Here is a 22660-nt window from a genome sequence, read left to right as displayed (position 1 = left end):
GGTCACACCCTCACTCGCGGGTCGAGCGCGGCGTAGAGCAGGTCCGCGAGGGTTCCTGCGATGAGCACGAGGATCGCCGTGAAGAGGATCGTGCCCGAGGCCGCGTTGATGTCGTTGTTGGTGATGCCCTGGACGAAGTACTCGCCCATGCCGTGCCAGCTGAAGACCAGCTCGGTGATGCTCGCGCCGGTCAGGATCAGCCCGAACGAGTACGCGAAGAACGTCGACATCGGGATGAGGGCGACGCGGACGCCGTGGCGCATGATGGCCGATCCACGCGTCCGGCCCTTCGACCGCGCGGTGCGGATGAAGTCGTTCGACAGCACGTCGAGCATCGCGGAGCGCTGGTACCGCGAGTACGTGGCGACGGCGCCGACGGTCAGCGAGATCGTGGGTAACAACAGGTGGATCAGTCGGTCGCCGAGCACCGGGAAGAACCCGTTCACCCCCGGCGTGTACTCACCCGTGAACCGGATCACCTGGGTGCCGAGCCCCTGGTTCATCGCCGTCGCGAGGATCATCAGGACGACCGCGATGACGAAGGTCGGGGTGGCGAGCACCGCGAACGACAGGTACGTCGAGACCTGGTCCGACGTGCGGTACTGGCGGACGGCGTTCCACACGCCGAGCAGCACCCCGAGGATCGCGCCGAGCAGGGTGCCGATGACCAGCAAGCGCAGGCTCGTACCGGAGCGGGCGACGATGTCGGCCGTGACCTCGGTGCCGCGGGTGCTCATGCCGAGCGAACCGTGCGTCACGAGGTTCGACCACCAGGTCCACGTCCGGACGATGAGCGGGGTGTCCGGATCGGCACCGAGCTTCCGCAGGGACGCGTCGATCGTGCCCTGCGGCACGGCCGGGTTGCGGCCCAGGAACCGGGCTGCCGGGTTGAGCGTGCTGCTGGCGAGGATGTAACCGAGGGTCGTCGCGACGATCGTCAGGACGATGTAGTTGACGATCCGCTTTGCGATGAAGGCAAGCATGTACTGGGACCTCGTGGGGTGCGGCCGTCCGTCCGGACGGCGTTGTCGGTGGCGACAGGTTAGCCGCTCGCGACGGAGGGGTGGGACTTCCGTTGTGACGCTATGCAACATTCGTTACGAGCATGTTTCGATTCCCCACATCAACCCTTGTGGAGCCTTCGGATGTGACTAGGGTTCTCAACCAACAGGCGTGGCGGCGGGGGTCGTCGCGTTCCAGCGCGAACTGCGCGAACCACAACGAAAGGGAATCCTCGCCATGCGAAAGAGGATCAAGGGCATCGCCGTGCTGGCCACCGCTGCGGCTGCGGCCGTCGTGCTGGCCGGCTGCTCCGGCGGTGGACAGGCGGGCAACAGCAGCTCCGCAGTCGCCGAGTCGACGCTGAAGTCGACCGGCTGGACCGTCGCGGACCGCGCGGACGTCAAGGACGGCGGGTCGATCACCCTGCCGATCGACACCGCACCGGCGAACTTCCAGATCAGCAACCTCGACTCCGGGACCGTCGACGACAACACGATCTCCGGTGCGTACCTGCCGGGCTTCATCCAGTTCAAGGAGAACGGCGAGTGGGAGGCGAACAAGGACTACGCGACCTCGGTCGAGCTGACCAAGGACTCGCCCCAGACCGTCGAGATCAAGATCAACCCGAAGGCCGTGTGGTCTGACGGCACCCCGATCAGCGCGAAGGACGTCATCGCCAACTGGAAGGCGCTGAACGGCACGAACAAGGCCTTCGCACCCCTCGCCACCAACGTGTGGGAGGACGTCGACTCGGTCAAGCAGGGCTCGGACGAGCGGGACGTCATCATGACGTTCTCGAAGACGAACGCCGACTGGGCGAGCGTCCTGACCGCGATCTACCCGTACTGGGCCGTCGACACCCCCGAGCACTTCAACACCGCCTGGGCCAAGGGTCCGTACGCCGCTGACGGCAAGACCTACGTCTCCGGTGGCCCGTACATCGTGAAGTCCTTCGACGCCAACGGCGGCGTGCTCACGTTCGAGAAGAACCCGAAGTGGTGGGGCGACGAGGGCAAGCTCGACACCATCGTCTTCAAGACGGTCTCGCGTGACGGTGTCGCGCAGGCGTACGGCAACAAGGAACTCGACGCGTTCAACCTGAACGGCAGCGCCGACAACCTCAAGACGGCGAACTCGCGCTCCGACTCGAAGATCGAGCGCTCGCTCGGCACCACGCAGCGGCAGATCACGCTCAACGGCACCTCGGACGTCTTCAAGGACCAGGACGTGCGCCAGGCGTTCGCGCAGGCCATCAACCGCAAGGTCCTCGCCCAGGCGATCCTGTCGCCGGTGAAGAGCCCGGGTGACGTGCTCAACAACCTCGTCTACCTGCCGGGTCAGCAGGGGTACGAGGACGACGTCTCGTCGGTCTACGGCTACAGCACGGACAAGGCGAAGTCGAAGCTCGAGGACGCCGGCTGGAAGGTCGGTTCGGACGGCTACGCGACCAAGGGCGGCAAGGAACTCGACGTCCGCTTCGTGATCCCGTCGGACAACCCGAACTCGGCGAACGTCGCGCAGCTCGTGCAGCAGCAGACGAAGCTCGCCGGCTTCAAGGTCACGATCGACACCGTGCCCTCGGATGACTTCTTCACGAAGTACATCACCACCGACGGCCGTGACTTCGACGCCACGTACTTCGCGTGGCAGGGCACGCCGTTCCCGATCTCGTCGCTCAAGTCGATCTACTACCCCGCCGACGCCGGCCAGAACTACACCGGTGTGACGGACGACTCCCTCGGCGCGGCATGGGACAAGGCGAACGGCGAGCTCGACCCGGATGCCCGCATCAAGGACGCGCAGGCCATCGACAAGAAGATCGTCGCCGTCGCCGGCACGATCCCGCTGTTCGCCGAGCCGTACGCCTGGGGGGTGCGCAAGGACCTCGTGAACTACGGGCCCGCGCAGTTCCAGCAGTCCTCGGTCAAGTGGCAGGACGTGGGCTACTCCAAGTAGTCCCGCGGTCGCACGACCAGCAACGACACCCTCGACGTCGCACGACGTCGGGGGTGTCGTTCTGCGTCGGCGGGGGAGTGGACGCCGGGCGCTACAGCCGGGCCGCCGCCAGCGACGCCGCGATCCCGAGCACGACGAACGCCAGGACCGTCCAGCCGTGCACCCGGTGGGTGATCGGCGCCGCCGTCACGGTGGCGGGCGGCGGGCCGTCCTGAGGAGCCGGGGCGGGCACGAGGGCCAGCACCTGCGCGGCCGCAGCGTCGACGTCGAGGTGATCCGGGCCTCCCGGTCGGCCCTGGACCTGGGCGGTGAGCCGCGCGGTCGGGCGCGTCGCGATCCAGACGCGGCGGACGCCCTCGGTCGTGACGACCTCGATGCCGTACTTCGTGCGCACCTCGGTGACGCGCGACCACGTGTAGGTGCTGGTGCGGCGGACGTCCACGATCCGCAGGTGCTCGGGCGTCAGCTCGATGCGCGGCCGCCAGAGCGCGGCCCACGCCACGAACGCGATGCAGATGCTCGGGACCGGGACGAGCCACGGGTTGCTGCCACCGAGCAGTGCCAGGGGGACGAGCGCCACCGCGACGACCCAGAGGGCGATGGCGAGACGGCGGAGGCCCGGGGCGACGATGGTGGTGTGCACCGGACGAGGTTACGAGATGCCTCCCCGGAGACGCCCGGGGAGCGGGTGTGACACACCAGCGCGTATCTCCGGACGACCCGATTCCCCGGGGAGGCAGATCCTGCGTGGACCTCTCGTGCCGACAATGGTCGTCGCCCCCAGTTCGGGTGTCAATACCCCATGGCGACGGATTCGGGAAACCCACACGCCGGGAACGGCGTCAGTCGCAGGATCCGGTCACGAGACGAGCAGTTCGATCTGTTCTCGGATGGTCTCGGCCGTCGGGAACCGCAGACCGACCAGGCCGACGTGCCGCCACCGCACGACCCCGTCGGGACCGATCACGAACACCGACCGACGGAGTCCGATCCCCGGCGCACGCACGCCGTAGTCGCGGATCACCGAGCCGGCGGTGTCGCTCAGCAGGGGGAACGTAAGCGAGGAGCCGCGTGCGAACGTCTCGTGCGAGTCGAGGGCCTGCGGGCTGATGCCCCACACCACGGCGCCCAGGTCGTCGAACTCGTCGAGCTCGGCCTGGTAGCTGCAGAGCTGCGCGGTGCAGACGGCCGTCGCGTCGCCGGGGTAGAAGGCGAGCACCACGGTCCGGCCGATCTCCGACGACAGGTCGTACTCGTCGTCGGTGCGGACCCCGTCGCGGACGATCATGCCCGGCAGGGTGAACGTCGGCGCGGACTCGCCGACCTCGGGGATGCTCATGTGCTCACGCTACGAGAACAACCGGGGGAACGCGCTCGCGACCCAGGGGTACCCGACGAACACCGCGGCGTCGAGCAGGCAGTGCGTGATGATCAGGGGCATCAGGCGGCCCCACTTCGTGTAGATCCAGCCGAACACGATGCCCATCACGGCGTTGCCGACGAACGCGCCGAAGCCCTGGTACAGGTGGTAGCTCCCGCGCAGCAGTGCCGTCGACAGGATCACCTGCCACCGCCCCCAGCCCAGGTCGCCGAGCCGGGCGTAGAGGTACCCGATCACGATGACCTCCTCCTGCAGGCCGGAGCGGATCGCGGACAGCAGCAGGACCGGCACCGTCCACCAGTACGAGTTCAGGGCAGCGGGGTCCACGTCCACCGTGATGCCGAGCGCACGCCCGGCGAAGTACAGGGCGAGCCCCGGGATCCCGATGCACAGCGCGATGAGCGCCGGACCGCCCAGGTCGGGCTTCACCCGGAACCGGTCGATGCCGAGCCGGGACAGGTGCGGGCGGGACGTGCTCCACAGCAGGAAACAGACGAGCGCGACCGGTGCCAGGTCCACTGCGATGCCGAGCAGCTGCCGGGCCAGGTCGACGTACTGCACCGTCGTCGACGAGGTGTTGAGCGCCGTGGACTGCTCGCCGAGCGGGGTCGTCTGCGACAGGTCGTCGATGATCTGGAGGATCGAGTACAGCGCGCTGGCACCCAGTGAGAGCAGCAGCACGATGGTGATCTCGACCCACGTTCGCCGTCGGCTCATCTGCTGTACTCCTGACGGTTGCGAACTACCGGTAGACTGGCGTGTCGGGCGTTCTGCCCGCGGGTGCGGTGCCGACAAATCACTGGCCCGACACTCTCCCAGAAATTGAAGGATGTCCTGTATGGCGCTCGCCACCCGGTCCGACCTGCGCAACGTCGCCATCGTGGCACACGTCGACCACGGCAAGACCACCCTCGTCGACGCGATGCTCACGCAGACCAACTCGTTCGACGCCCACTTCGAGGGCGAAGACCGCATGATGGACTCGAACGACCTCGAGCGCGAGAAGGGCATCACGATCCTCGCGAAGAACACGTCGGTGCTCTACAACGGCAAGCACGCGACCGAGTTCGGCGCGGACGGCCCCATCACCATCAACGTGATCGACACCCCGGGTCACGCCGACTTCGGTGGTGAGGTCGAGCGAGGCCTCTCCATGGTCGACGGTGTCGTCCTGCTCGTCGACGCGTCCGAGGGCCCGCTGCCCCAGACGCGCTTCGTGCTCCGCAAGGCGCTCGCCGCCAAGCTCCCGGTGATCCTGCTCGTCAACAAGACGGACCGCCCCGACTCCCGCATCGACGAGGTCGTCTCCGAGTCGCAGGACCTGCTCCTCGGCCTGGCGTCCGACCTGTCGGACGAGGTCGACGACCTCGACCTCGACGCGATCCTCGACGTCCCCGTGGTCTACGCCTCGGGTCGTGCCGGTGCCGCGTCGCGCAACAAGCCGGCCGACGGCTCGCTGCCCGACAACGACGACCTCGAGCCGCTGTTCGAAGCCATCCTGCAGCACGTCCCCGCGCCGAAGTACGACGACCAGCACCCGCTGCAGGCCCACGTCACCAACCTCGACGCGTCGCCGTTCCTCGGTCGTCTCGCGCTGCTGCGCATCTTCCACGGCACGATGAAGAAGGGCCAGACGGTCGCGTGGGTCAAGCACGACGGCACCGTCGTGAACGCCCGCATCACCGAGCTCCTCATCACCAAGGCCCTCGAGCGCTACCCGGCCGAGTCGGCGGGTCCCGGTGACATCGTCGCCGTCGCCGGCTTCGACACGATCACCATCGGTGAGACGCTGACCGACCCCGAGGACGTCCGCCCGCTGCCGACCATCACGGTCGACGACCCGGCGATCTCGATGACGATCGGCACGAACACCAGCCCGCTCGTCGGCAAGGTCAAGGGTCACAAGCTGACCGCCCGCATGGTCAAGGAGCGCCTCGACCGCGAGCTCATCGGCAACGTCTCGCTCAAGGTCCTCGACATCGGTCGTCCCGATGCGTGGGAGGTCCAGGGCCGTGGTGAGCTCGCGCTCGCCATCCTGGTCGAGCAGATGCGTCGTGAGGGCTTCGAGCTCACCGTCGGCAAGCCGCAGGTCGTCACGAAGCGTGACGAGAACGGCAAGCTGCAGGAGCCGTACGAGCACATGACGATCGACACGCCGGAGGAGTACCTCGGCGCGATCACGCAGCTCATGGCCGCTCGCAAGGGCCGCATGGAGAACATGACGAACCACGGCACGGGCTGGGTGCGCATGGAGTTCATCGTCCCGTCGCGCGGCCTGATCGGCTTCCGCACGTCGTTCCTGACCGAGACCCGCGGCACCGGCATCGCCAACGCGATCTCGCACGGCTACGACGAGTGGGCCGGCCCGATCCAGACCCGTATCAACGGCTCGATCGTGTCCGACCGCTCGGGTGTCGTCACGCCGTTCGCCATCACGAACCTGCAGGAGCGGATGACGTTCTTCGTCAACCCCACCGAAGAGGTCTACGAGGGCATGGTCATCGGCGAGAACTCGCGCGCCGACGACATGGACGTCAACATCACGAAGGAGAAGAAGCTCACGAACATGCGTTCGGCGAACGCCGACTCCTTCGAGTCGATGACGCCGTCGCGCCAGCTCTCCCTCGAGGAGTGCCTGGAGTTCGCGCGCGAGGACGAGTGCGTCGAGGTCACCCCGGCCGTCGTCCGCATCCGCAAGGTCGAGCTCGACGCGCAGGCCCGCCAGCGCTCGTACGCCCGCCTGAAGCGTCAGGACGCGTAAGCACCAAGCGACGCGTCGCGTCAGCAAGAGCACGACCTGAGGAGGTCGGGGGTTACGGTGGATGCCGTGACCCTCGACCTCCTCTCGCTGTACCAGGACCTGCACGCCCACCCCGAGCTCGGTTTCCAGGAGCACCGCACTGCGGGCATCGTGGCCGACCGGCTCGCCGAACTCGGTGGCATCGAGGTGACCACCGGCGTCGGTGGCACCGGTGTCGTCGGCGTCCTGTCGAACGGCGCGGGCCCGGTCGTGTGGCTCCGCGCCGACATGGACGGCCTGCCGGTCCAGGAGCGGACGGGTCTGTCCTACGCCAGCCAGCACCGCGGCACCGACGAGGACGGCAACGACGTCCCGACGATGCACGCCTGTGGCCACGACATCCACGTCACCTGGCTGCTCGGCACGCTCGAGCGCCTCGTCGCCACCCGGGGCCAGTGGAGCGGCACGGTCGTCGGCGTCTTCCAGCCGGCGGAGGAGGTCATCTCCGGCGCCCGCGCCATGGTCGAGGACGGCCTGGTCGACCGGTTCCCGAAGCCCGACGTCGTGCTCGGCCAGCACTCGGCTCCGGCCCCGGTCGGCATCGTCGCGATCGGCTCCGGCCCGGTGATGGCGTCGAGCGACCGGCTCACCGTGACCTTCAACGGTCGCGGGGCGCACGGGTCCGCGCCGCAGGCATCCCTCGACCCGGTCGTCACCGCCGCGTCCGCCGTCGTCCGGCTGCAGACCGTCGTCTCGCGCGAGGTCTCGCCGAGCGACGCCGGCGTCGTCACCGTCGGCAGCTTCCACGCCGGCACCCGCGCCAACATCATCCCCGACCAGGCCGTCATCGAGATCTCGACGCGTGCCCGCAACGAGGAGACCCGGGCGCGGATCATCGCGTCGATCGAGCGGATCGTCCGTGCCGAGAGCGACGCCGGCGGGCTGCCGGAGCCGACGATCGTGCGGTCGCCCGGTGCCGAGGTGACCGTGAACGACGCGGAGTCCGCTGCCCGGGTGCTCGCGGCCGTCAGCGCCGCCGTACCGGGTGCGCGCGAGCTCGAGATCGGGCTGGCGATGGCGTCGGAGGACGTCGGGCAGCTCGCGACGGCGGCGGGCGTCCCGCTCGTGTACTGGTTCACGGGGATCACCGACCCGGAGCTGTTCCGCCGCGGCGACGACATCCCGAGCAACCACTCGCCGTTCTACGCGCCGCAGGCCGAGACCGCGATCCCGGTGGGCGTCGACGCCTTGGTCGCCGCGACGCGCGCCTACGTCGCCTGACGGGCGGACGGGAGGCGCGGGGCGGCCGCGCCGCGCGGGTGACCGTCCCGGGGACAGGACGTTCACAGCCAACTCGCGCCGTGCCTCCCGGCTCACCCGTTACCGTCGGCGCATGCGTTCCCTCCGTACCCCGCTGATCGCCGCCGTCGCCGCCGGCATCGCCCTGGCCGGACTCACCGGCTGCTCGTCCGACTCCGTGAAGCAGGCGACGGACCTCGGGTCCTCGGTGGCCTCGACGGTCGCGGACGGCGTCGCGGGCATCGACGGCAAGGCGATCCAGGACGGCATGTCCTCGGTCGCGGGCGGCATCGACGGGGCGCTCGACACGGCGCTCAAGGGTGCGAACGTCACCTCTGACGGCAAGGTGCCCGACGGGTTCCCGTCGTCCGACGTGCCGCTCGTCGACGGCACGGTGCTCGGCGGGGGAGCGGGACCGAACGGCTCCGGGTGGGTCGTTCAGGTGCGCGCTGGGTCGGTCGACGACTTCGCCTCCGCCGCGCAGCAGCTCGCCGACGCCGGTTACACCGAGTCGGCGAAGCGCGCCGACTCGTCGAGTGCGTTCGGGATGTTCCGCAGCGACGGGTACCGCGTCGTGCTCACGTTCTCGGACGGCGACGACGGCGTCACCGCGACCTACATCGTCACGGCCCGCTAGTCCCGTACCCTTGGGGGCGATGTCGAAGGCCTCCGTCACGCGCCCCGAGCGCGTCCTGTTCGTGCACGCCCACCCCGACGACGAGACCCTGTCGTCCGGTGGGACGATCGCGACCCTGCTCGAGCTCGGCGCCGAGGTCACCGTGTTGACGGCGACCCGCGGTGAGCGCGGCGAGATGCTCACCGAGCGGCTCGCACCCCTGGCCGGCGACGCACAACGCGTCGCCGCGCACCGCGAGACCGAGATCGACGCGGCGCTCGCGGCCCTCGGCGGCCCGGCGCACCTGTGGCTCGGCGGGCGCGGTGCCCGGCCCACCGACCTGCCGGAACGCCGGTACGTCGACTCCGGCATGCAGTGGGGGCCGGACGGGCGGGCGACCGCCGCCGACGACGCCCCCGTCGACTCGCTGACCGCCGCCGACCTGGGCGAGGTCGTCGACGACGTCCGTGCCGCGATCCGCTCCACCGGTGCCGACGCGGTCGTGAGCTACGCCGACGACGGCGGGTACGGCCACCCCGACCACGTGCGTGTGCACCACGCTGCTCGGTACGCGGCCCGGGCAGAGGAAGTGGCGTTCTCGATGATCGTCGCCCCGGACTTCGGGGACGCCGACGTCACCGTCGACGTCCTGCCGGTGCGGGCGAAGGTGCGTGCCGCCGTCGAGCAGTACCGCTCGCAGGTCACCGTCGACCCGGTCGACCCCGCCGACCCGACCGCGCTGTCGTGGGTGATGCCGCACGGCGTCCGCGAGCACGCCCCCGCCGTCGAGGCCTTCCGGCACGACGCCGACCCGCAGCCCCCGGCACCGCAGACCTACGCCGAGATGTCCGGCCAGGGAAAGGTCGCCGCGGTCGCCGTCGCGCTCGTGCTCGGGCTCGTCACCGGCGGACTGGGCACCGTGACGCACCAGCAGACCGTCGGCGCCGCCGCGTTCCCGATCGGCATGGTGATCACCACGCTGCTCGTGATCGGGCTGACCGTGGGCATCCGGCTGCTGTACCGGTCGCGGGCGATGGTCGCCGCGATCGGCATCGGCATCCTCGTCGCCACCCAGGTGCTCGTCTCCGTCGGTGGCCAGGGCTCGCCGCTCGTGCTGGCGAACGCGGCCGGGTACGTGTGGACGTTCGCCCCCGCCGTCATCGCCGCCCTGGTGCTCGCGTGGCCGGACCTGTCGGGGCTGCGGTCCCGGACGGCCCCGGGCCGCGAGTAGACTCGAACCCGCTCGTCGAAGGGAGCACCCGAACCGTGACCTACGTGATCGCCCAGCCCTGTGTCGACGTCAAGGACCGTGCCTGCATCGACGAATGCCCCGTCGACTGCATCTACGAGGGCGACCGCTCGCTGTACATCCACCCCGACGAGTGCGTCGACTGCGGTGCGTGCGAGCCGGTGTGCCCGGTCGAGGCCATCTACTACGAGGACGACCTGCCCGACGAGTGGGCCGACTACTACAAGGCCAACGTCGAGTTCTTCCAGGAAGTCGGCTCGCCCGGTGGCGCCGCGAAGGTCGGTGTGATCCACAAGGACCACCCGGTCGTCATGGCCGAACCGCCCCGCGGCTGAGCCGGACACGCACGTGGCGCTCGACCTGCCCGACTTCCCCTGGGACCAGCTCGTCCCGTTCAAGCAGCGCGCGGCCGGGTACGAGGGCGGCATCGTCGACCTCAGCGTCGGCTCGCCCGTCGACCCCACCCCCGAGGTCGTCCGGCGTGCTCTCGCCGACGCCACCGACGCGCACGCCTACCCGCAGGTCGCCGGCACCCCGGCGCTGCGGCAGGCCATCGCCGACTGGTACGGCCGCCGGCACGGGGTGCAGCTGACCGAGGCGCACACGCTGCCGACGATCGGGTCGAAGGAGTTCATCGCCGGCCTGGCGCTCTGGCTCGGCATCGGCGCCGGCGACACCGTGGTGTTCCCCGCCGCTGCGTACCCCACCTACGAGCTCGGTGCGGCCCTGGTCGGTGCCGACGCCCTCGCCTCGGACGACCCGGCCGCGTGGCCGGCGACGACGAAGCTGGTGTGGCTGAACTCGCCCGGCAACCCCGACGGCCGCGTGCTCTCCATCGACGACCTGCGCGCAGCGGTCGACCGGGCCCGCCAACTCGGTGCCGTCATCGTCGGCGACGAGTGCTACGCCGAGCTCGGCTGGGACCCGCAGTACGCGACCACCCCGACCCCCACGATCCTCGACCCCCGCGTCGTCGGCGACTCGGTCGACGGCGTGCTCAGCGTGTACTCGCTGTCGAAGCAGTCGAACCTGGCCGGGTACCGCGCGGCGTTCGTCGCCGGTGACGCCCGGATCCTCGCCGACGTGCTCGCGGTCCGGAAGCACGCGGGGCTCATGCCGCCGCTGCCGGTGCAGGAAGCGATGATCGTCGCACTCGCGGACCAGACCCACGTGCAGCAGCAGAAGACCCGCTACCGGGCGCGCCGGAACATGCTCCGACGGGCACTCGAGGACGCCGGCTTCCGCATCGACCACAGCGAGGCTGGCCTGTACCTCTGGGCGACCCGCGGTGAGCCGGCGCTCGACACGGTGTCGTGGTTGGCCGACCGGGGGATCCTCGTCGCACCGGGCACGTTCTACGGCACAGCGGGCGGGGAGCACGTCCGGGTGGCCCTCACGGCGACCGACGAGCGCATCGCAGCGGCGGCCCAGCGGCTGGCCAGCAGCCGTCGGCTCGGCACCGCGTAGCGCGGGGACGGACCCCGCGACCGGCTGGATCGTGCATTCCGCCCGGAGCGCAACCGGGGGTTCCCATCAAGTCGTGACCATCGATGTGTGCACGAGCGACAGACGCCGCGATTAGGCTGTCAACGTGACTGACACTGCCAACGACGCTCAGAAGACGGCCACACCGCCCACGACGCCCGTGCCCGTGAGTCCCGCCGCCGAACAGACGGGCGAGACCGCGACGCTGACGTACCCGGGCGGTAGCGCGGAGTTCCCGATCCTGCCGAGCGTCGACGGCGCGTCCACGATGGACATCTCGACGTTCAAGAAGCAGACCGGGATGAACACGCTCGACTACGGGTTCGTGAACACCGGGTCGACCAAGAGCGCGATCACCTACATCGACGGCGACGAGGGCATCCTGCGGTACCGCGGGTACCCGATCGACCAGGTCGCGTCGAACTGCACCTTCCTCGAGGTCGCGTGGCTCCTGATCTACGGCGAGCTGCCCGACGAGTCCGAACTCGCCGACTTCGACGCCCGGATCCGTCGGCACACCCTGCTGCACGAGGACCTCCGGCGCCTGTTCGACGCGCTCCCGCACTCCGCGCACCCGATGTCCGTGCTGTCCAGCGCCGTCAGTGCCCTGTCGACGTACTACGAGGACGACATGGACGTCGACGACCCGGAGAAGGTCGAGCTGCAGACCGTGCGGCTGCTCGCCAAGCTGCCGGTGATCGCCGCGTACGCGCACAAGAAGTCCATCGGGCAGGCGTTCCTGTACCCGGACAACGGGCTGTCGTTCGTCGACAACTTCCTGCGCCTGAACTTCGGCACCATGGCCGAGACCTACCAGCCGAACCCGGTGCTGTCGAAGGCCCTCGACCGGCTCCTCATCCTGCACGAGGACCACGAGCAGAACGCCTCCACCGCGACGGTCCGCCTGGTCGGCTCGACGAAGGCGAACATGTTCGCCTCGATCTCGGCCGGCATCAACGCCCTGTACGGGCCGCTGCACGGCGGCGCGAACGAGGCCGTGCTCGAGATGCTGCAGCAGATCAAGGACTCCGGCGAGCCGGTGCAGCGCTTCGTCGAGCGGGTGAAGAACAAGGAGCGCGGCGTGAAGCTCATGGGCTTCGGACACCGCGTCTACAAGAACTACGACCCCCGCGCGAAGCTCGTCAAGGAGTCGGCGGACGAGGTGCTCGAGTCCCTCGGCGTGCAGGACGACCTGCTCGACATCGCGAAGGAGCTCGAGCAGATCGCGCTGAGCGACCAGTACTTCATCGACCGCAAGCTGTACCCGAACGTCGACTTCTACACCGGCATCATCTACAAGGCGATGGGGTTCCCGCCGCGGATGTTCACGGTGCTGTTCGCGATCGGCCGCCTGCCCGGCTGGATCGCGCAGTGGCGCGAGCTGAACAACGACCCGCTCAACAAGATCGGTCGCCCGCAGCAGCTCTACGTGGGTGCGCCGAAGCGGGACCTCCCCGCACGCTGACGCGCGTTCTCACTCGTGAAAGCGACAGAGTCCCGCGAACAGTTCGCGGGACTCTGTCGCTTTCGCAGGGCCAGGCCTACGCGTGGAGCGCGGTGTTGAGCTGGATGCCCTCGCCCTTGCGCTGCAGCGCCTCGACGGCGCCGCTGACGCTGTTGCGCCGGAACAGGACGTTCGGGGTGCCGGACAGCTCGGCGGCCTTGACGGTCTTCGGCGTGCCGTCCGGGTTCGGTGCGGCGCCGACCAGGACGACCTTCGTGCCGGCCGTGACGTACAGGCCGGCCTCGATGACGGAGTCGTCGCCGAGGGAGATGCCGAGACCCGCGTTCGCACCGAGCAGCGCGCGCTCGCCCAGGGAGACCCGGTGCGTGCCGCCGCCGGAGAGCGTGCCCATGATGGACGCCCCGCCGCCGATGTCGGTGCCGTTGCCGACGACGACGCCCTGCGAGACACGGCCCTCGATCATGGCGTCGCCGAGGGTGCCGGCGTTGAAGTTCACGAAGCCCTCGTGCATGACGGTCGTGCCCGGCGCCAGGTGCGCCCCGAGACGGACGCGGTTGGCGTCACCGATGCGGACGCGGTCCGGCACGACGTAGTCGACCAGACGGGGGAACTTGTCGATGGCGTGCACGGCGATGCCCGTGCGCTGCAGCGACGGGCGCAGGCGGGTCAGGGACTCCGGGTGGACCGGCCCCGCGTTCGTCCACGCGACGATCGGGAGGTACCCGAAGACACCGTCGAGGTTGATGGTGTTCGGACGCACGTGCAGATGGCTCAGCAGGTGCAGGCGCAGGTACGCGTCCTCGGTGCTGGTCGGGGCGGCGTCGATGGTGACCTCGGTGGTGACGGCCTCGATCCGGACCTCGCGGCGGGGGTCGTCGCTGACGTGCGCCTGCAGTGCTGCCGGGAACACCGCGTCAGCGGGCAGCGGGCCGAGGTGGGTCTCCGGGTACCAAGTGTCGAGCGTCGTGCCGTCGGCGGCGATCGTCGCGAGGCCGTGGCCCCAGGCGTGCGTCGGGCGGTCGGCGGTGGCGGTCGGGTCGGTGGCAGCGGTCGTGTCGGTCACCGCACCAGGGTACCGACGCACTGGACGGGAGTACCGGACCGACCGGACGGACGCTGCGGAAGCGCACCGTGCCTCCCGGCCGCCGTGCCGTGGGCCAGCGCGACGGGAGCGACGGCAGATAAGGTGACCGCATGCCGGAGCAGCTCGACCTCACCGCCTCGTCCATCGACATCACCCGTGCCATCTGCGACATCGAATCGGTGTCGGGGAACGAGCAGGCCCTCGCTGACGCGATCGAGGCGGTGCTCGCACCGCTGCCGCACCTCGAGGTGATCCGCGACGGCGACGCGATCGTCGCCCGCACGAACCTCGGCCGCGACCGCCGCGTCGTGATCGCCGGGCACATCGACACCGTGCCGCTCAACGACAACCTGCCGACCGAGTTCCGCACCGCCAAAGACGGCACCGAGATCCTGTGGGGTCGCGGCACCGTCGACATGAAGGCGGGTTGCGCGGTGCAGCTCAAGCTCGCGTACGACCTGGTCGAGTCCTCGGTCGACGTCACGTGGGTCTGGTACGACCACGAAGAGGTCAGCGACCTGCTGAACGGCCTCGGTCGTCTCGCCCGGACCCGTCCGGAACTGCTGGCCGCCGACTTCGCCATCCTGGGGGAGCCGTCCGGCGCGCAGATCGAGGGTGGCTGCAACGGCAACCTCCGCGCCGAGATCCGCACGTTCGGCAAGCGCTCGCACAGCGCCCGCAGCTGGATCGGCGACAACGCGATCCACAAGACGGCACCGATCCTCGCCACGCTGGCCGCCTACGAGCCCCGCACCGTCACGGTCGACGGGCTCGAGTACCGCGAGGGCCTCAACGCCGTCGGGATCAGCGGCGGCATCGCGGGCAACATCATCCCGGACGAGGCGATGGTGCACGTGAACTACCGCTTCGCGCCGTCGCGTTCGGCCGACGAGGCCGTGGCGCACATCCGCGAACTCTTCGACGGCTACGACGTGACCATCGTCGACCTCGCCGCCGGTGCCCGCCCCGGCCTCGACGCCCCGCTCGCGCAGGACTTCGTGTCGGCGGTCGGTGGCCCGGAGCCCCGCCCGAAGTACGGCTGGACCGACGTCGCCCGCTTCTCGGCGCTCGGGGTGCCCGCGGTCAACTACGGACCCGGCGAACCCGTCTTCGCCCACCACGACGACGAGCAGGTCCCGGTCGCGCAGATCACCGCGGTCGAGGCCGGCCTCCGTCGGTGGCTGACGGCCTGACGACGGCCGGGGCCACCCGGCCGACCCCAGCACGCACCCGCTGGCGCGCCCGCTACCGGGTGGTGCCGTGGTGGGTCCGCATCACGGTCGTCTACGTGCTCGCCCGGTTCGTCACCGGACTGATGATGCAGGCCTTCGCGAGCGTGCAGGCGGCGAACTCGTTCACCGTCCAGCACCCGGCGTACCTGTCGTTCGCGTCCATCTGGGACGGCGCCTGGTACCGCGTGATCGCGACCGGCGGGTACCCGTCGACCCTGCCCGTGGACGCGGCAGGGCACGTGACCGAGAACGCGTGGGCGTTCATGCCCGCGTACCCGTTCCTGGTGCGCGGCCTGATGCTGCTCACCGGAGCGTCGTTCGAGTTCGTCGCGGTGGCGGTCTCGCTGCTCGCCGGACTCGGCGCCGCGCTCGTGTTCCGTCGCCTGATGGGGCGCTTCGTCGACCCGGCGCGGGCGACCTTCGCCACGGTGCTGTTCTGCGTCGCGCCCGTGTCGGCGATGTTCCAGGTGGCGTACGCCGAGTCGATGGGGCTGTTCCTGCTGCTCGTCGCGCTGCTGCTCATGGTCGACCGGCGGTGGTGGACGATGCTGCCCGTCGTGCTCCTGCTCGGCATGACCCGGCCGACCGGGCTCGCGTTCGCGCTGCTCGTCGTGCTGTTCGTCGGCGCCTGGGCGATCCGGCCCGCGTGGGTGCGGTCGTCGGAGCCGCTCACCCTGCGCCGCCTCGTGCCGCCCGCCGTGGTCGCGGTCGTGTCCGGACTGGTCGGCCTGGCGTGGCCGGCGATCGCCTGGGCCGTCACCGGGGTGCCCAAGGCGTACACCGACACCGAGCTCGCCTGGCGGTCGTCCTACGTCGGGTGGCAGGAGCTCGTGCCGTTCGCGCCGTGGATCCAGGGCTTCGGGTGGTGGTTCCACCAGCCCGCCGGCGGGGTCCTGCTGGCCGTCGTGGTCGTCGGATTCGTGGCGTTCGTCTGCATGCCCGCAGCCCGGGTGATCGGGATCGAGCTGCGCCTCTGGGGCATCGCCTACGTCGTGTACCTGCTCGCCGTGTTCTTCCCGCAGTCGAGCACCTGGCGGATCCTGGTGCCGATCGCGCCGCTGCTCGGCATCGTGGCGCTGCCGCGGTCCCGCGTCTACCGGGTGGCCGTCGTGGTGGCGTTCGTCGGGCTGCAGTGGGTCTGGCTGTACTACTGCTGGTGGATCGACGGCTACGACTGGACCCCGCCGTGATCGGCACGGCGCTCACGGGCCTGGGCGCGGGCCAGGAGCCGTGCGGCGGGGCCGCTCCGCTCGCGCTTCGGCACCGTCGCTGACATCGGCTCCGGGTCACCCGGCCGCCAGTTCGCCGCCGCCACGACCATCGCGTTGACGGTGGCGATGAACGGCACCGCGAAGAACGCGCCGACGACACCCGCGATCGTCGTGCCCGCGGTCACCCCGAGGACGACCCCGAGCGGGTGGACCTTGACGGCCGTGCCGGTCAGGAACGGGTGCAGGACGTGGCTCTCGAGCTGCTGCACGACGACCACGATGCCGAGCATCACGAGCGCCGGCACCCAGCCGTTGAAGACCAGGGCGATGAGCACCGCGACCGCACCGGCGACGATCGCCCCGACGACCGGGACGAACGCGCCGAAGAACACGATCACGCCGATCGGGATCGCCAGCGGGATCTGCAGCGCGAGCGCGCCGATGGTGACACCGAGGGCGTCCGTGACGGCGACCACGAGCTGGACGCGGATGAAGCTCGTCAGGGTCTTCCAGCCGGCGTGCCCGGCGACGTCGATGCGAGCACGTGCCCGGCGCGGGAAGAGCCGGACGACCCACCCCCAGATGCGCGGGCCGTCGATGAGCACGAACAGCGTCGTGAACACGATGATGAACAGCCCCTCGAGCACGTGCACGGCGCCGGTGCCGGCGGCCTGGAACCCGGACAGGATCGTCGAGGCGTGCGCCTGCAGGTAGTCGAAGCCGTTCGACACCCACGAGTCGACGTCCTTGGCCGTGATCCCGAACGGCTCGCTGTCGAGCAGGGTCCGCAGGGACTGCACGCTGTGGTGGAGCCGGCGTTCGAGCGACGGCAGGTCGGACCGCACCTGCTCGGTGACGAGCAGCGCCAGCCCGCCGAGCGCCAGCACCAGGGCCACCAGGCTCGACAGCACCGCCGTCCACTTCGGCCACCGGTGCCGCTGCAGGAACGACGACATCGGCATGAGCAGTGCGCACACGAGCAGCGCGATGAGGAACGGCACCACGATGTCCTGCAGCAGCACGACCAGCGCCACCAGGACGGCGAGGCCGGCACCCACGACGAGGATGCGCCAGGTGAACGCCGCGCCGATCCGCAGGCCAGCGGGCACTGCGTCGTCGGACCGCGCGGATCGTCCGGCCGGACCGGTCCGCTCGGCCGGTCCGGTCCGCCCGGCCCGCTCGGGACGTCCGTTGGGGGACTGACGGCGCATGGAGCGGATGTTCGGCATCCGCCAAGGTTACGAACGGAACCCGCGAAGAACCGCCGATCCGACACCCCCAACCTGGGCGGTTTCGCAGTTGCCCCATCAATACGAGATAATGAGCGGGCATGTACTGCACGAAAGGGGACATCTGATGGCAGCCATGAAGCCGAGGACCGGTGACGGGCCGATGGAGGCTGTTAAGGAGGGTCGACTCATCATCGTGCGGGTTCCGCTCGAAGGAGGAGGCCGCCTGGTCGTCTCGGTCAACGATGCCGAGGCCAAGGAACTCCATGACGCACTCGCTGAGGTCGTCTCGGCCTAGTAGTCGAAAGCACCAGAACGACGGGTCCGGAGCGTGTACGCGCCGGGCCCGTCGTCTGCGTCCGGGGCGCCGCGCCGTCGGCGTGCGCGCCCGTCGCGCTGTCGGTCGCGTCCGGCAGGATGGCCTCGTGCCGAGGACCCACATGCCGATCCGCCGCGTCGAGGAGTACCGCGACCCGGACCCGATGCCACGCGACGTGTGGCCGGCGACGCTGCCCCCGGTGCGACAGCTGCTCGACGAGGGGCTCGACCTCGACCCGGTGACGGTGTTCGTCGGTGACAACGGTGTCGGCAAGTCCACCCTGATCGAGGCGATCGCGCTCCGGTTCGGCATGTCACCCGAGGGCGGCTCCACCCTGGCGAACCACTCGACGCGTCCGTCCGAGTCGTCGCTGTGGCAGCACATCGTCCTCCGCCGTGACTTCGGTGCGCCGCGTGGCGGGTTCTTCCTGCGTGCCGAGACCATGCACGGTTTCTTCACCTACCTCGAGGACAATCCCAACCACTCCCGCCCCGAGCCGGTGTTCCACGAGCGCAGCCACGGTGAGTCGTTCCTCGACTTCGTCATCGACCGCGCGCAGTGGCCGGGGCTCTGGATCCTCGACGAACCGGAGTCGGCGCTGTCCTTCTCCGGGTGTCTGACGCTCATCGCGCTGCTGCGGTCGATCGTCGACAGCGGGGTCGGGCAGGTCGTGCTCTCGACGCACTCACCGGTCCTGGCGGCGTTCCCCGGCGCGACGATCCACGAGGTCGGCGAGTGGGGGTTCCGGCGCACCGAGTGGGAGGACCTCGACCTGGTGCGCAACCAGCGGTCGTTCCTCGAGTCCCCGGAGCGGTACCTGCGGCACCTCGAGTGACCGGCCACGCGTTCTTTCGGTTCTTTCGTTTAGGCTGGTCGCATGACCGTCACGACCGAGCCCGCTGACCGCCGCGCGGCATCCCGCACGTACTTCCCGGGCGATGATCGCGACGACCTCGTCGGGCTGGCGAAACTCCTGCACGAGATCGAGCGCGAGGCCCTCGCCGGTGGCGTGGCTGAGCTCCGAGCGCCGGACGGACGGGTCCGGACGATCCCGACCGAGGTCTTCGAGGTCCTCGAGCAGGTCGCCGATGCGCTCGCGAGTGGGAGCGGGGTCACGGTCGCTCGGAACGACACGCAGATGACCACGCAGCAGGCGGCCGAATTCCTCGGGGTGTCGCGTCCGACGCTCGTGAAGTACCTCGAGGACGGCGCGATCTCCTTCGAGCGGCGCGGGCGGCACCGGCGCGTCCTGCTCCGGGACCTGGTGTCGTTCCAGGACCACTTCCGCAATCGACGCCGCAGCGCGCTGCGCGAGGCCGCGCGGGAGGGCCAAGCGCTCGAACGTCAGCAGCGCGGTGACGGGTCGGCGGAGCGCTGACCGTGGCGTTCCCCGCGTTCTTCGACGCGTGCGCGATCTACGGGATCACCCTCTCGGACCTCCTGCTCCGACTGGCCGATGACGGGGTCTTCCGGCCGCTGTGGTCTGAGCAGGTCCTCGACGAGGTCCGGCGGAACGCCGTCGAGGCGGGTGTCTCGCCGAGCGGGATCGACCGACGGTTGTCGATGATGCGGACGTACTTCCCGGATGCGCTCGTCACCGGCCACGAGGATCTTGCCGAGGGGCTGACGTGTGACCCGAAGGACCGCCACGTGCTCGCAGCCGCGGTGCGTGCCGGCGCGGACGTGCTCGTGACCTTCAACCTGCGGGACTTCCCGCCGGCATCACTCGCTGTACTCGACGTCGAGACGGTCCACCCGGACGACTTCCTGCTCGACCAACTCGACCTGTTCCCCGGCGTCGTGACCCGGGTCCTCCGCGAGCTCGCCGAGGACTACGTGGACCCGCCGCAGTCGGTCGAGGACATCCTGGACACCCTCCGTCGCGCGGGCGTCCCACGCTTCGCCGTCGACGTCCGGCGGTACCTCTGACGCTAGGCGGTGACCTTCGTCAGCTGCAGCAGCCCGTCACCAGCCGGCGAGAGCGCACTGCGCACCGCCCCCGACGTCGACACCTCGGTGAGCAGCAGCCGGAAGTCGGTCGTCGCCCGGTCGCGCTTGACCGGGTCGGCGACGCGTCCGCGCCACAGGGCGTGCGGCACCAGGACGGTCCCTCCGAGGCGTGCGAGCCGCAGCCCGTGCTCGACGTACTCGATGACGTGCTCGGGGTCGGCGTCGACCAGGACGACGTCGTAGGACGCCTCGTTCATCCGGGGGAGCACCTGGTTCGCGCGGCCCGGGATGAGCCGGATGCGTGCGGGGGCGGTGCCGGCGCTGATGTAGGCGTCGCGGGCGAACTGCTGGTGGTCGACCTCGACGTCGATCGTGGTCAGGGTCGCGTCCGGCGCGCCGCCGAGCAGGTACAGCCCGGAGACTCCCAGGCCTGTCCCGATCTCGATGATGCTCGTGGCTCGGGAGGCTGCGGCGATGACACCGATCTGCGCGCCGATCGCGGGCGAGATCGCCTCGACACCGAGCTCCAGGGAGTGCTCACGAGCGCGGGCGATCGCCTCGGACTCCGAGACGATGTCCTCGGCGAACTTCCAGTTCGACTCTTTCTCTGACACGCACACTCCGTTCGGTTGACAACTCTAGGGGTGCATCGGAGCCGTACGGGTTAGGCTCGCTCACGTGAACATCCCGCTCGACAAGATCCTGATCATCGGGATCATTGCCGTGCTCCTGCTCGGGCCGCAGCGCCTGCCGATGTACGCCCAGAAGTTGGCCGAGTTCGTGAAGGCCGTCCGCCGGTTCGCCGACACCGCGAAGGAGCGGATGCGCGACGAGATGGGCCCCGAGTTCGACGACATCGAGTGGCAGAAGCTCGACCCGCGACAGTACGACCCCCGTCGGATCATCCGCGATGCGCTCCTCGACTCCGGTAGCGCCAGCAGCGCCGCCGCGGTCCAGACCGCGCAGGTGACCGCCTCCAAGGTGCGCGCGACGGCTCCCGTCGTGCCGCTGGCCGCGGGAGAAGCGCCACCGTTCGACGCGGAAGCGACCTGACGCCCGTCACATGACCACCTGACGGACGGGAGGCCCGGTGCCAGCTGGCACCGGGCCTCCCGTGTTCGGTGTGGTGACGACTACTTCAGGTCGGCGAGGAAACGATCCGTCCAGGCGAGTGCCGGTGCGCTCGGGACGGAGCTGCAGGTGGACGACGCCGTCGTCGAGGCGCAGGGCGTGTCGCGGTCGAGCGACCAGTAGTGGATCCCGGCGAGGCCGTTCGCCTTCGCGTAGGCGGACAGGGTGTCGACGTCGGCGAGGGTGAAGACCTCGTCGGTGGTGTCGTTGACGCCGATCATCGGGGTGACCTCGATCTTCGACGACGCGATGCCGTACGTGTGCTGCAGGTTCGTGACGGCCTGGATCGAGGACTTGCCCATCTGGCAGGTGGAGCCGGAGAGCACGCAGTTCGCGGTGGTCGCGCGGCCGAAGTCCATCGTCATGAGGTTGATCGTGTAGTTCGTCAGGGTCGACGCCTTGATCGCCTTCACGGTGGCGTCGCCGGTGCTGTTCAGCCCGCCGTACGAGCCGTCGCTGGCGGCCAGGGTCGCGAGCGTGAACGAGAAGCGCATGCCCGGGTACTTCGCCTGGGCGAGGGCTGCGGCGCTCACGAGGTTCTGCACGTCGGCGGCCGACTGACCGCTCTCGATGTCGAAGTCGACGCCGATCATGTGCGGGGTCGCGTACCGGGCGATGAACGACTGCAGTGCGGCGCCCGAGCACTTGAACGAACCGGCGGCTCCACCGGTGCTGATGATGTAGTTCACCCCCGCGGCATCGAGCTTCGGGATGTTGGCGTTCGCGAAGGCATCCGCCGCGACGCCACCCCAGTTCTCGCTGCCGCACGTGCCGGTCGCGAAGGCGAGGGTGAGCGCCTTGAGGCCGGGCTCCCGGGTCGACACCAGGCTGTTGCTCGAGCCGACCACCGGGATCCGCGTCCCGGTGACCGCGGTGTTCATGACGTTCGTGTTCCAGTCGAGGTTCACGGTGATGTCCTTGTACGGGCTGAACACCAGTCCGCTGGCCGTGCCGCCGCTCCCGCCCGTGCCGGGGGTGGTCGTCCCCCCACCGGGAGGAGTGGTCCCGCCGCCCGTGCCCGTGCCGGAGCAGGCGCCGGTCGACGTCCACGGCTGGCCGCTGCCCGTCGTCCCGGCGTGCGTCGCGGGGTCGTCGCCCTGCGTCCACCAGTTCGCGGTGTAGTTCGATCCGTTCTCGCTGACGGTGGCACCGCCGGAGTACGCGGTCCACGCGGTCCACGCGGTCGCGCACGACGGTGTCGCGGCGATGGCCGGTGCTGCGGCGAGGGATCCGCCGGCGATCACTGCGGCGACGGTGGCCACGAGGCCGATCCGTACTCGGGTGTTCTGGTTCACACGGTTCTCCTGTCCT

At 69.9% G+C, this 22660-nt stretch carries 23 protein-coding genes; 15 read left to right on the top strand and 8 right to left on the bottom strand.

Annotated elements, in window-relative coordinates; genetic code table 11:
* Positions 1-2 precede the first annotated feature (2 nt).
* On the bottom strand, positions 3-983 hold the full coding sequence (locus M4960_RS10560; protein ID WP_123938965.1) for an ABC transporter permease: 981 nt from the start codon (positions 981-983) through the stop codon (positions 3-5).
* A 256-nt stretch (positions 984-1239) separates the two neighbouring features.
* Between M4960_RS10560 and M4960_RS10555 the strand changes: the two genes are divergently transcribed.
* Positions 1240-2958: an ABC transporter family substrate-binding protein gene (locus M4960_RS10555; RefSeq protein WP_248704206.1), complete on the top strand. Its 1719-nt coding sequence runs from the start codon at positions 1240-1242 to the stop codon at positions 2956-2958.
* Between the two features lie 91 nt (positions 2959-3049).
* Here the strand turns inward: M4960_RS10555 and M4960_RS10550 are convergent, their stop codons facing one another.
* From M4960_RS10550 to M4960_RS10540, 3 genes are all read right to left on the bottom strand, one after another.
* Positions 3050-3601 (bottom strand): PH domain-containing protein, encoded by a 552-nt coding sequence (locus tag M4960_RS10550; RefSeq protein ID WP_248704205.1) that lies wholly within the window; start codon positions 3599-3601, stop codon positions 3050-3052.
* 216 nt (positions 3602-3817) lie between these two features.
* Positions 3818-4297: a peroxiredoxin gene (locus tag M4960_RS10545; protein ID WP_131878336.1), complete on the bottom strand. Its 480-nt coding sequence runs from the start codon at positions 4295-4297 to the stop codon at positions 3818-3820.
* 9 nt (positions 4298-4306) lie between these two features.
* Complete coding sequence (locus M4960_RS10540; protein WP_131921583.1) at positions 4307-5056, bottom strand: CPBP family intramembrane glutamic endopeptidase; 750 nt, start codon at positions 5054-5056, stop codon at positions 4307-4309.
* 121 nt (positions 5057-5177) lie between these two features.
* Here M4960_RS10540 and typA point away from each other — a divergent pair, with 121 nt between their 5' ends.
* From typA to M4960_RS10505, 7 genes are all read left to right on the top strand, one after another.
* Positions 5178-7100 (top strand): translational GTPase TypA, encoded by a 1923-nt coding sequence (gene typA, locus M4960_RS10535; protein ID WP_111084979.1) that lies wholly within the window; start codon positions 5178-5180, stop codon positions 7098-7100.
* A 66-nt stretch (positions 7101-7166) separates the two neighbouring features.
* A complete protein-coding gene (locus M4960_RS10530) occupies positions 7167-8360 on the top strand; it encodes an amidohydrolase (protein ID WP_185021049.1) in 1194 nt (397 codons plus the stop codon).
* Positions 8361-8472: 112 nt separating this feature from the next.
* Entirely contained in the window at positions 8473-9015 is a 543-nt protein-coding gene (locus M4960_RS10525) for a hypothetical protein (RefSeq protein ID WP_123673112.1), read from the top strand.
* A gap of 19 nt (positions 9016-9034) precedes the next feature.
* A complete protein-coding gene (locus M4960_RS10520) occupies positions 9035-10225 on the top strand; it encodes a PIG-L family deacetylase (RefSeq protein ID WP_248704204.1) in 1191 nt (396 codons plus the stop codon).
* 35 nt (positions 10226-10260) lie between these two features.
* Positions 10261-10578 carry a ferredoxin gene (gene fdxA / locus M4960_RS10515; protein WP_069711637.1) on the top strand — a complete coding sequence of 106 codons (318 nt, stop codon included), beginning with the start codon at positions 10261-10263 and terminating at the stop codon, positions 10576-10578.
* Between the two features lie 13 nt (positions 10579-10591).
* Positions 10592-11710: a succinyldiaminopimelate transaminase gene (dapC, locus tag M4960_RS10510; RefSeq protein ID WP_248704203.1), complete on the top strand. Its 1119-nt coding sequence runs from the start codon at positions 10592-10594 to the stop codon at positions 11708-11710.
* A 184-nt stretch (positions 11711-11894) separates the two neighbouring features.
* Positions 11895-13193, top strand: a complete 1299-nt coding sequence (locus M4960_RS10505; RefSeq protein ID WP_123340789.1) for a citrate synthase — start codon at positions 11895-11897, stop codon at positions 13191-13193.
* A gap of 76 nt (positions 13194-13269) precedes the next feature.
* Here the strand turns inward: M4960_RS10505 and dapD are convergent, their stop codons facing one another.
* Complete coding sequence (dapD, locus tag M4960_RS10500) at positions 13270-14256, bottom strand: 2,3,4,5-tetrahydropyridine-2,6-dicarboxylate N-succinyltransferase (protein ID WP_248704202.1); 987 nt, start codon at positions 14254-14256, stop codon at positions 13270-13272.
* Between the two features lie 131 nt (positions 14257-14387).
* Between dapD and dapE the strand changes: the two genes are divergently transcribed.
* Together dapE and M4960_RS10490 are read left to right on the top strand one after the other, a co-directional pair.
* A complete protein-coding gene (gene dapE / locus M4960_RS10495) occupies positions 14388-15470 on the top strand; it encodes a succinyl-diaminopimelate desuccinylase (protein WP_248704201.1) in 1083 nt (360 codons plus the stop codon).
* Positions 15455-16699 (top strand): hypothetical protein, encoded by a 1245-nt coding sequence (locus M4960_RS10490; protein ID WP_248704200.1) that lies wholly within the window; start codon positions 15455-15457, stop codon positions 16697-16699. Before dapE ends, M4960_RS10490 begins: the two co-directional genes overlap by 16 nt.
* On the opposite strand, the gene M4960_RS10485 is transcribed toward M4960_RS10490, so the two are convergent.
* Entirely contained in the window at positions 16678-17949 is a 1272-nt protein-coding gene (locus M4960_RS10485; RefSeq protein WP_243648880.1) for an AI-2E family transporter, read from the bottom strand. The genes M4960_RS10490 and M4960_RS10485 overlap by 22 nt on opposite strands.
* Positions 17950-18076: 127 nt before the next feature.
* Between M4960_RS10485 and M4960_RS10480 the strand changes: the two genes are divergently transcribed.
* From M4960_RS10480 to M4960_RS10465, 4 genes are all read left to right on the top strand, one after another.
* Positions 18077-18247 carry a DUF3117 domain-containing protein gene (locus tag M4960_RS10480; protein ID WP_017887054.1) on the top strand — a complete coding sequence of 57 codons (171 nt, stop codon included), beginning with the start codon at positions 18077-18079 and terminating at the stop codon, positions 18245-18247.
* Between the two features lie 127 nt (positions 18248-18374).
* On the top strand, positions 18375-19103 hold the full coding sequence (locus tag M4960_RS10475; protein WP_194648242.1) for an AAA family ATPase: 729 nt from the start codon (positions 18375-18377) through the stop codon (positions 19101-19103).
* 42 nt (positions 19104-19145) lie between these two features.
* Entirely contained in the window at positions 19146-19646 is a 501-nt protein-coding gene (locus tag M4960_RS10470; protein WP_248704199.1) for a helix-turn-helix domain-containing protein, read from the top strand.
* Between the two features lie 2 nt (positions 19647-19648).
* Positions 19649-20197: a PIN domain-containing protein gene (locus M4960_RS10465; protein WP_248704198.1), complete on the top strand. Its 549-nt coding sequence runs from the start codon at positions 19649-19651 to the stop codon at positions 20195-20197.
* Positions 20198-20199: 2 nt separating this feature from the next.
* Here the strand turns inward: M4960_RS10465 and M4960_RS10460 are convergent, their stop codons facing one another.
* Positions 20200-20832, bottom strand: a complete 633-nt coding sequence (locus M4960_RS10460) for an O-methyltransferase (protein WP_123294100.1) — start codon at positions 20830-20832, stop codon at positions 20200-20202.
* Positions 20833-20896: 64 nt separating this feature from the next.
* On the opposite strand from M4960_RS10460, the gene M4960_RS10455 reads away from it, so the two are divergent.
* On the top strand, positions 20897-21271 hold the full coding sequence (locus M4960_RS10455) for a twin-arginine translocase TatA/TatE family subunit (protein ID WP_111084987.1): 375 nt from the start codon (positions 20897-20899) through the stop codon (positions 21269-21271).
* Positions 21272-21351: 80 nt separating this feature from the next.
* Here M4960_RS10455 and M4960_RS10450 read toward each other — a convergent pair whose 3' ends face one another.
* On the bottom strand, positions 21352-22644 hold the full coding sequence (locus M4960_RS10450) for a carbohydrate-binding protein (protein WP_248704197.1): 1293 nt from the start codon (positions 22642-22644) through the stop codon (positions 21352-21354).
* Between the last annotated feature and the right edge of the window lie 16 nt (positions 22645-22660).

Source organism: Curtobacterium sp. MWU13-2055, assembly GCF_023242305.1.
Classification (GTDB): Bacteria; Actinomycetota; Actinomycetes; order Actinomycetales; family Microbacteriaceae; genus Curtobacterium.
The sequence above is the reverse complement of the archived record's forward strand: the minus strand, read 5'-3'. Positions and strand labels throughout refer to the sequence as shown.

Bases quoted from the DNA above. Each gene is read 5' to 3' on its own strand.
- M4960_RS10560 (WP_123938965.1), bottom strand. From the start codon at position 983: ATGCTTGCCTTCATCGCAAAGCGGATCGTCAACTACATCGTCCTGACG.
- M4960_RS10555 (WP_248704206.1), top strand. From the start codon at position 1,240: ATGCGAAAGAGGATCAAGGGCATCGCCGTGCTGGCCACCGCTGCGGCT.
- M4960_RS10545 (WP_131878336.1), bottom strand. From the start codon at position 4,297: ATGAGCATCCCCGAGGTCGGCGAGTCCGCGCCGACGTTCACCCTGCCG.
- M4960_RS10540 (WP_131921583.1), bottom strand. From the start codon at position 5,056: ATGAGCCGACGGCGAACGTGGGTCGAGATCACCATCGTGCTGCTGCTC.
- typA (WP_111084979.1), top strand. From the start codon at position 5,178: ATGGCGCTCGCCACCCGGTCCGACCTGCGCAACGTCGCCATCGTGGCA.
- M4960_RS10525 (WP_123673112.1), top strand. From the start codon at position 8,473: ATGCGTTCCCTCCGTACCCCGCTGATCGCCGCCGTCGCCGCCGGCATC.
- M4960_RS10520 (WP_248704204.1), top strand. From the start codon at position 9,035: ATGTCGAAGGCCTCCGTCACGCGCCCCGAGCGCGTCCTGTTCGTGCAC.
- dapE (WP_248704201.1), top strand. From the start codon at position 14,388: ATGCCGGAGCAGCTCGACCTCACCGCCTCGTCCATCGACATCACCCGT.
- M4960_RS10485 (WP_243648880.1), bottom strand. From the start codon at position 17,949: ATGCCGAACATCCGCTCCATGCGCCGTCAGTCCCCCAACGGACGTCCC.
- M4960_RS10480 (WP_017887054.1), top strand. From the start codon at position 18,077: ATGGCAGCCATGAAGCCGAGGACCGGTGACGGGCCGATGGAGGCTGTT.
- M4960_RS10470 (WP_248704199.1), top strand. From the start codon at position 19,146: ATGACCGTCACGACCGAGCCCGCTGACCGCCGCGCGGCATCCCGCACG.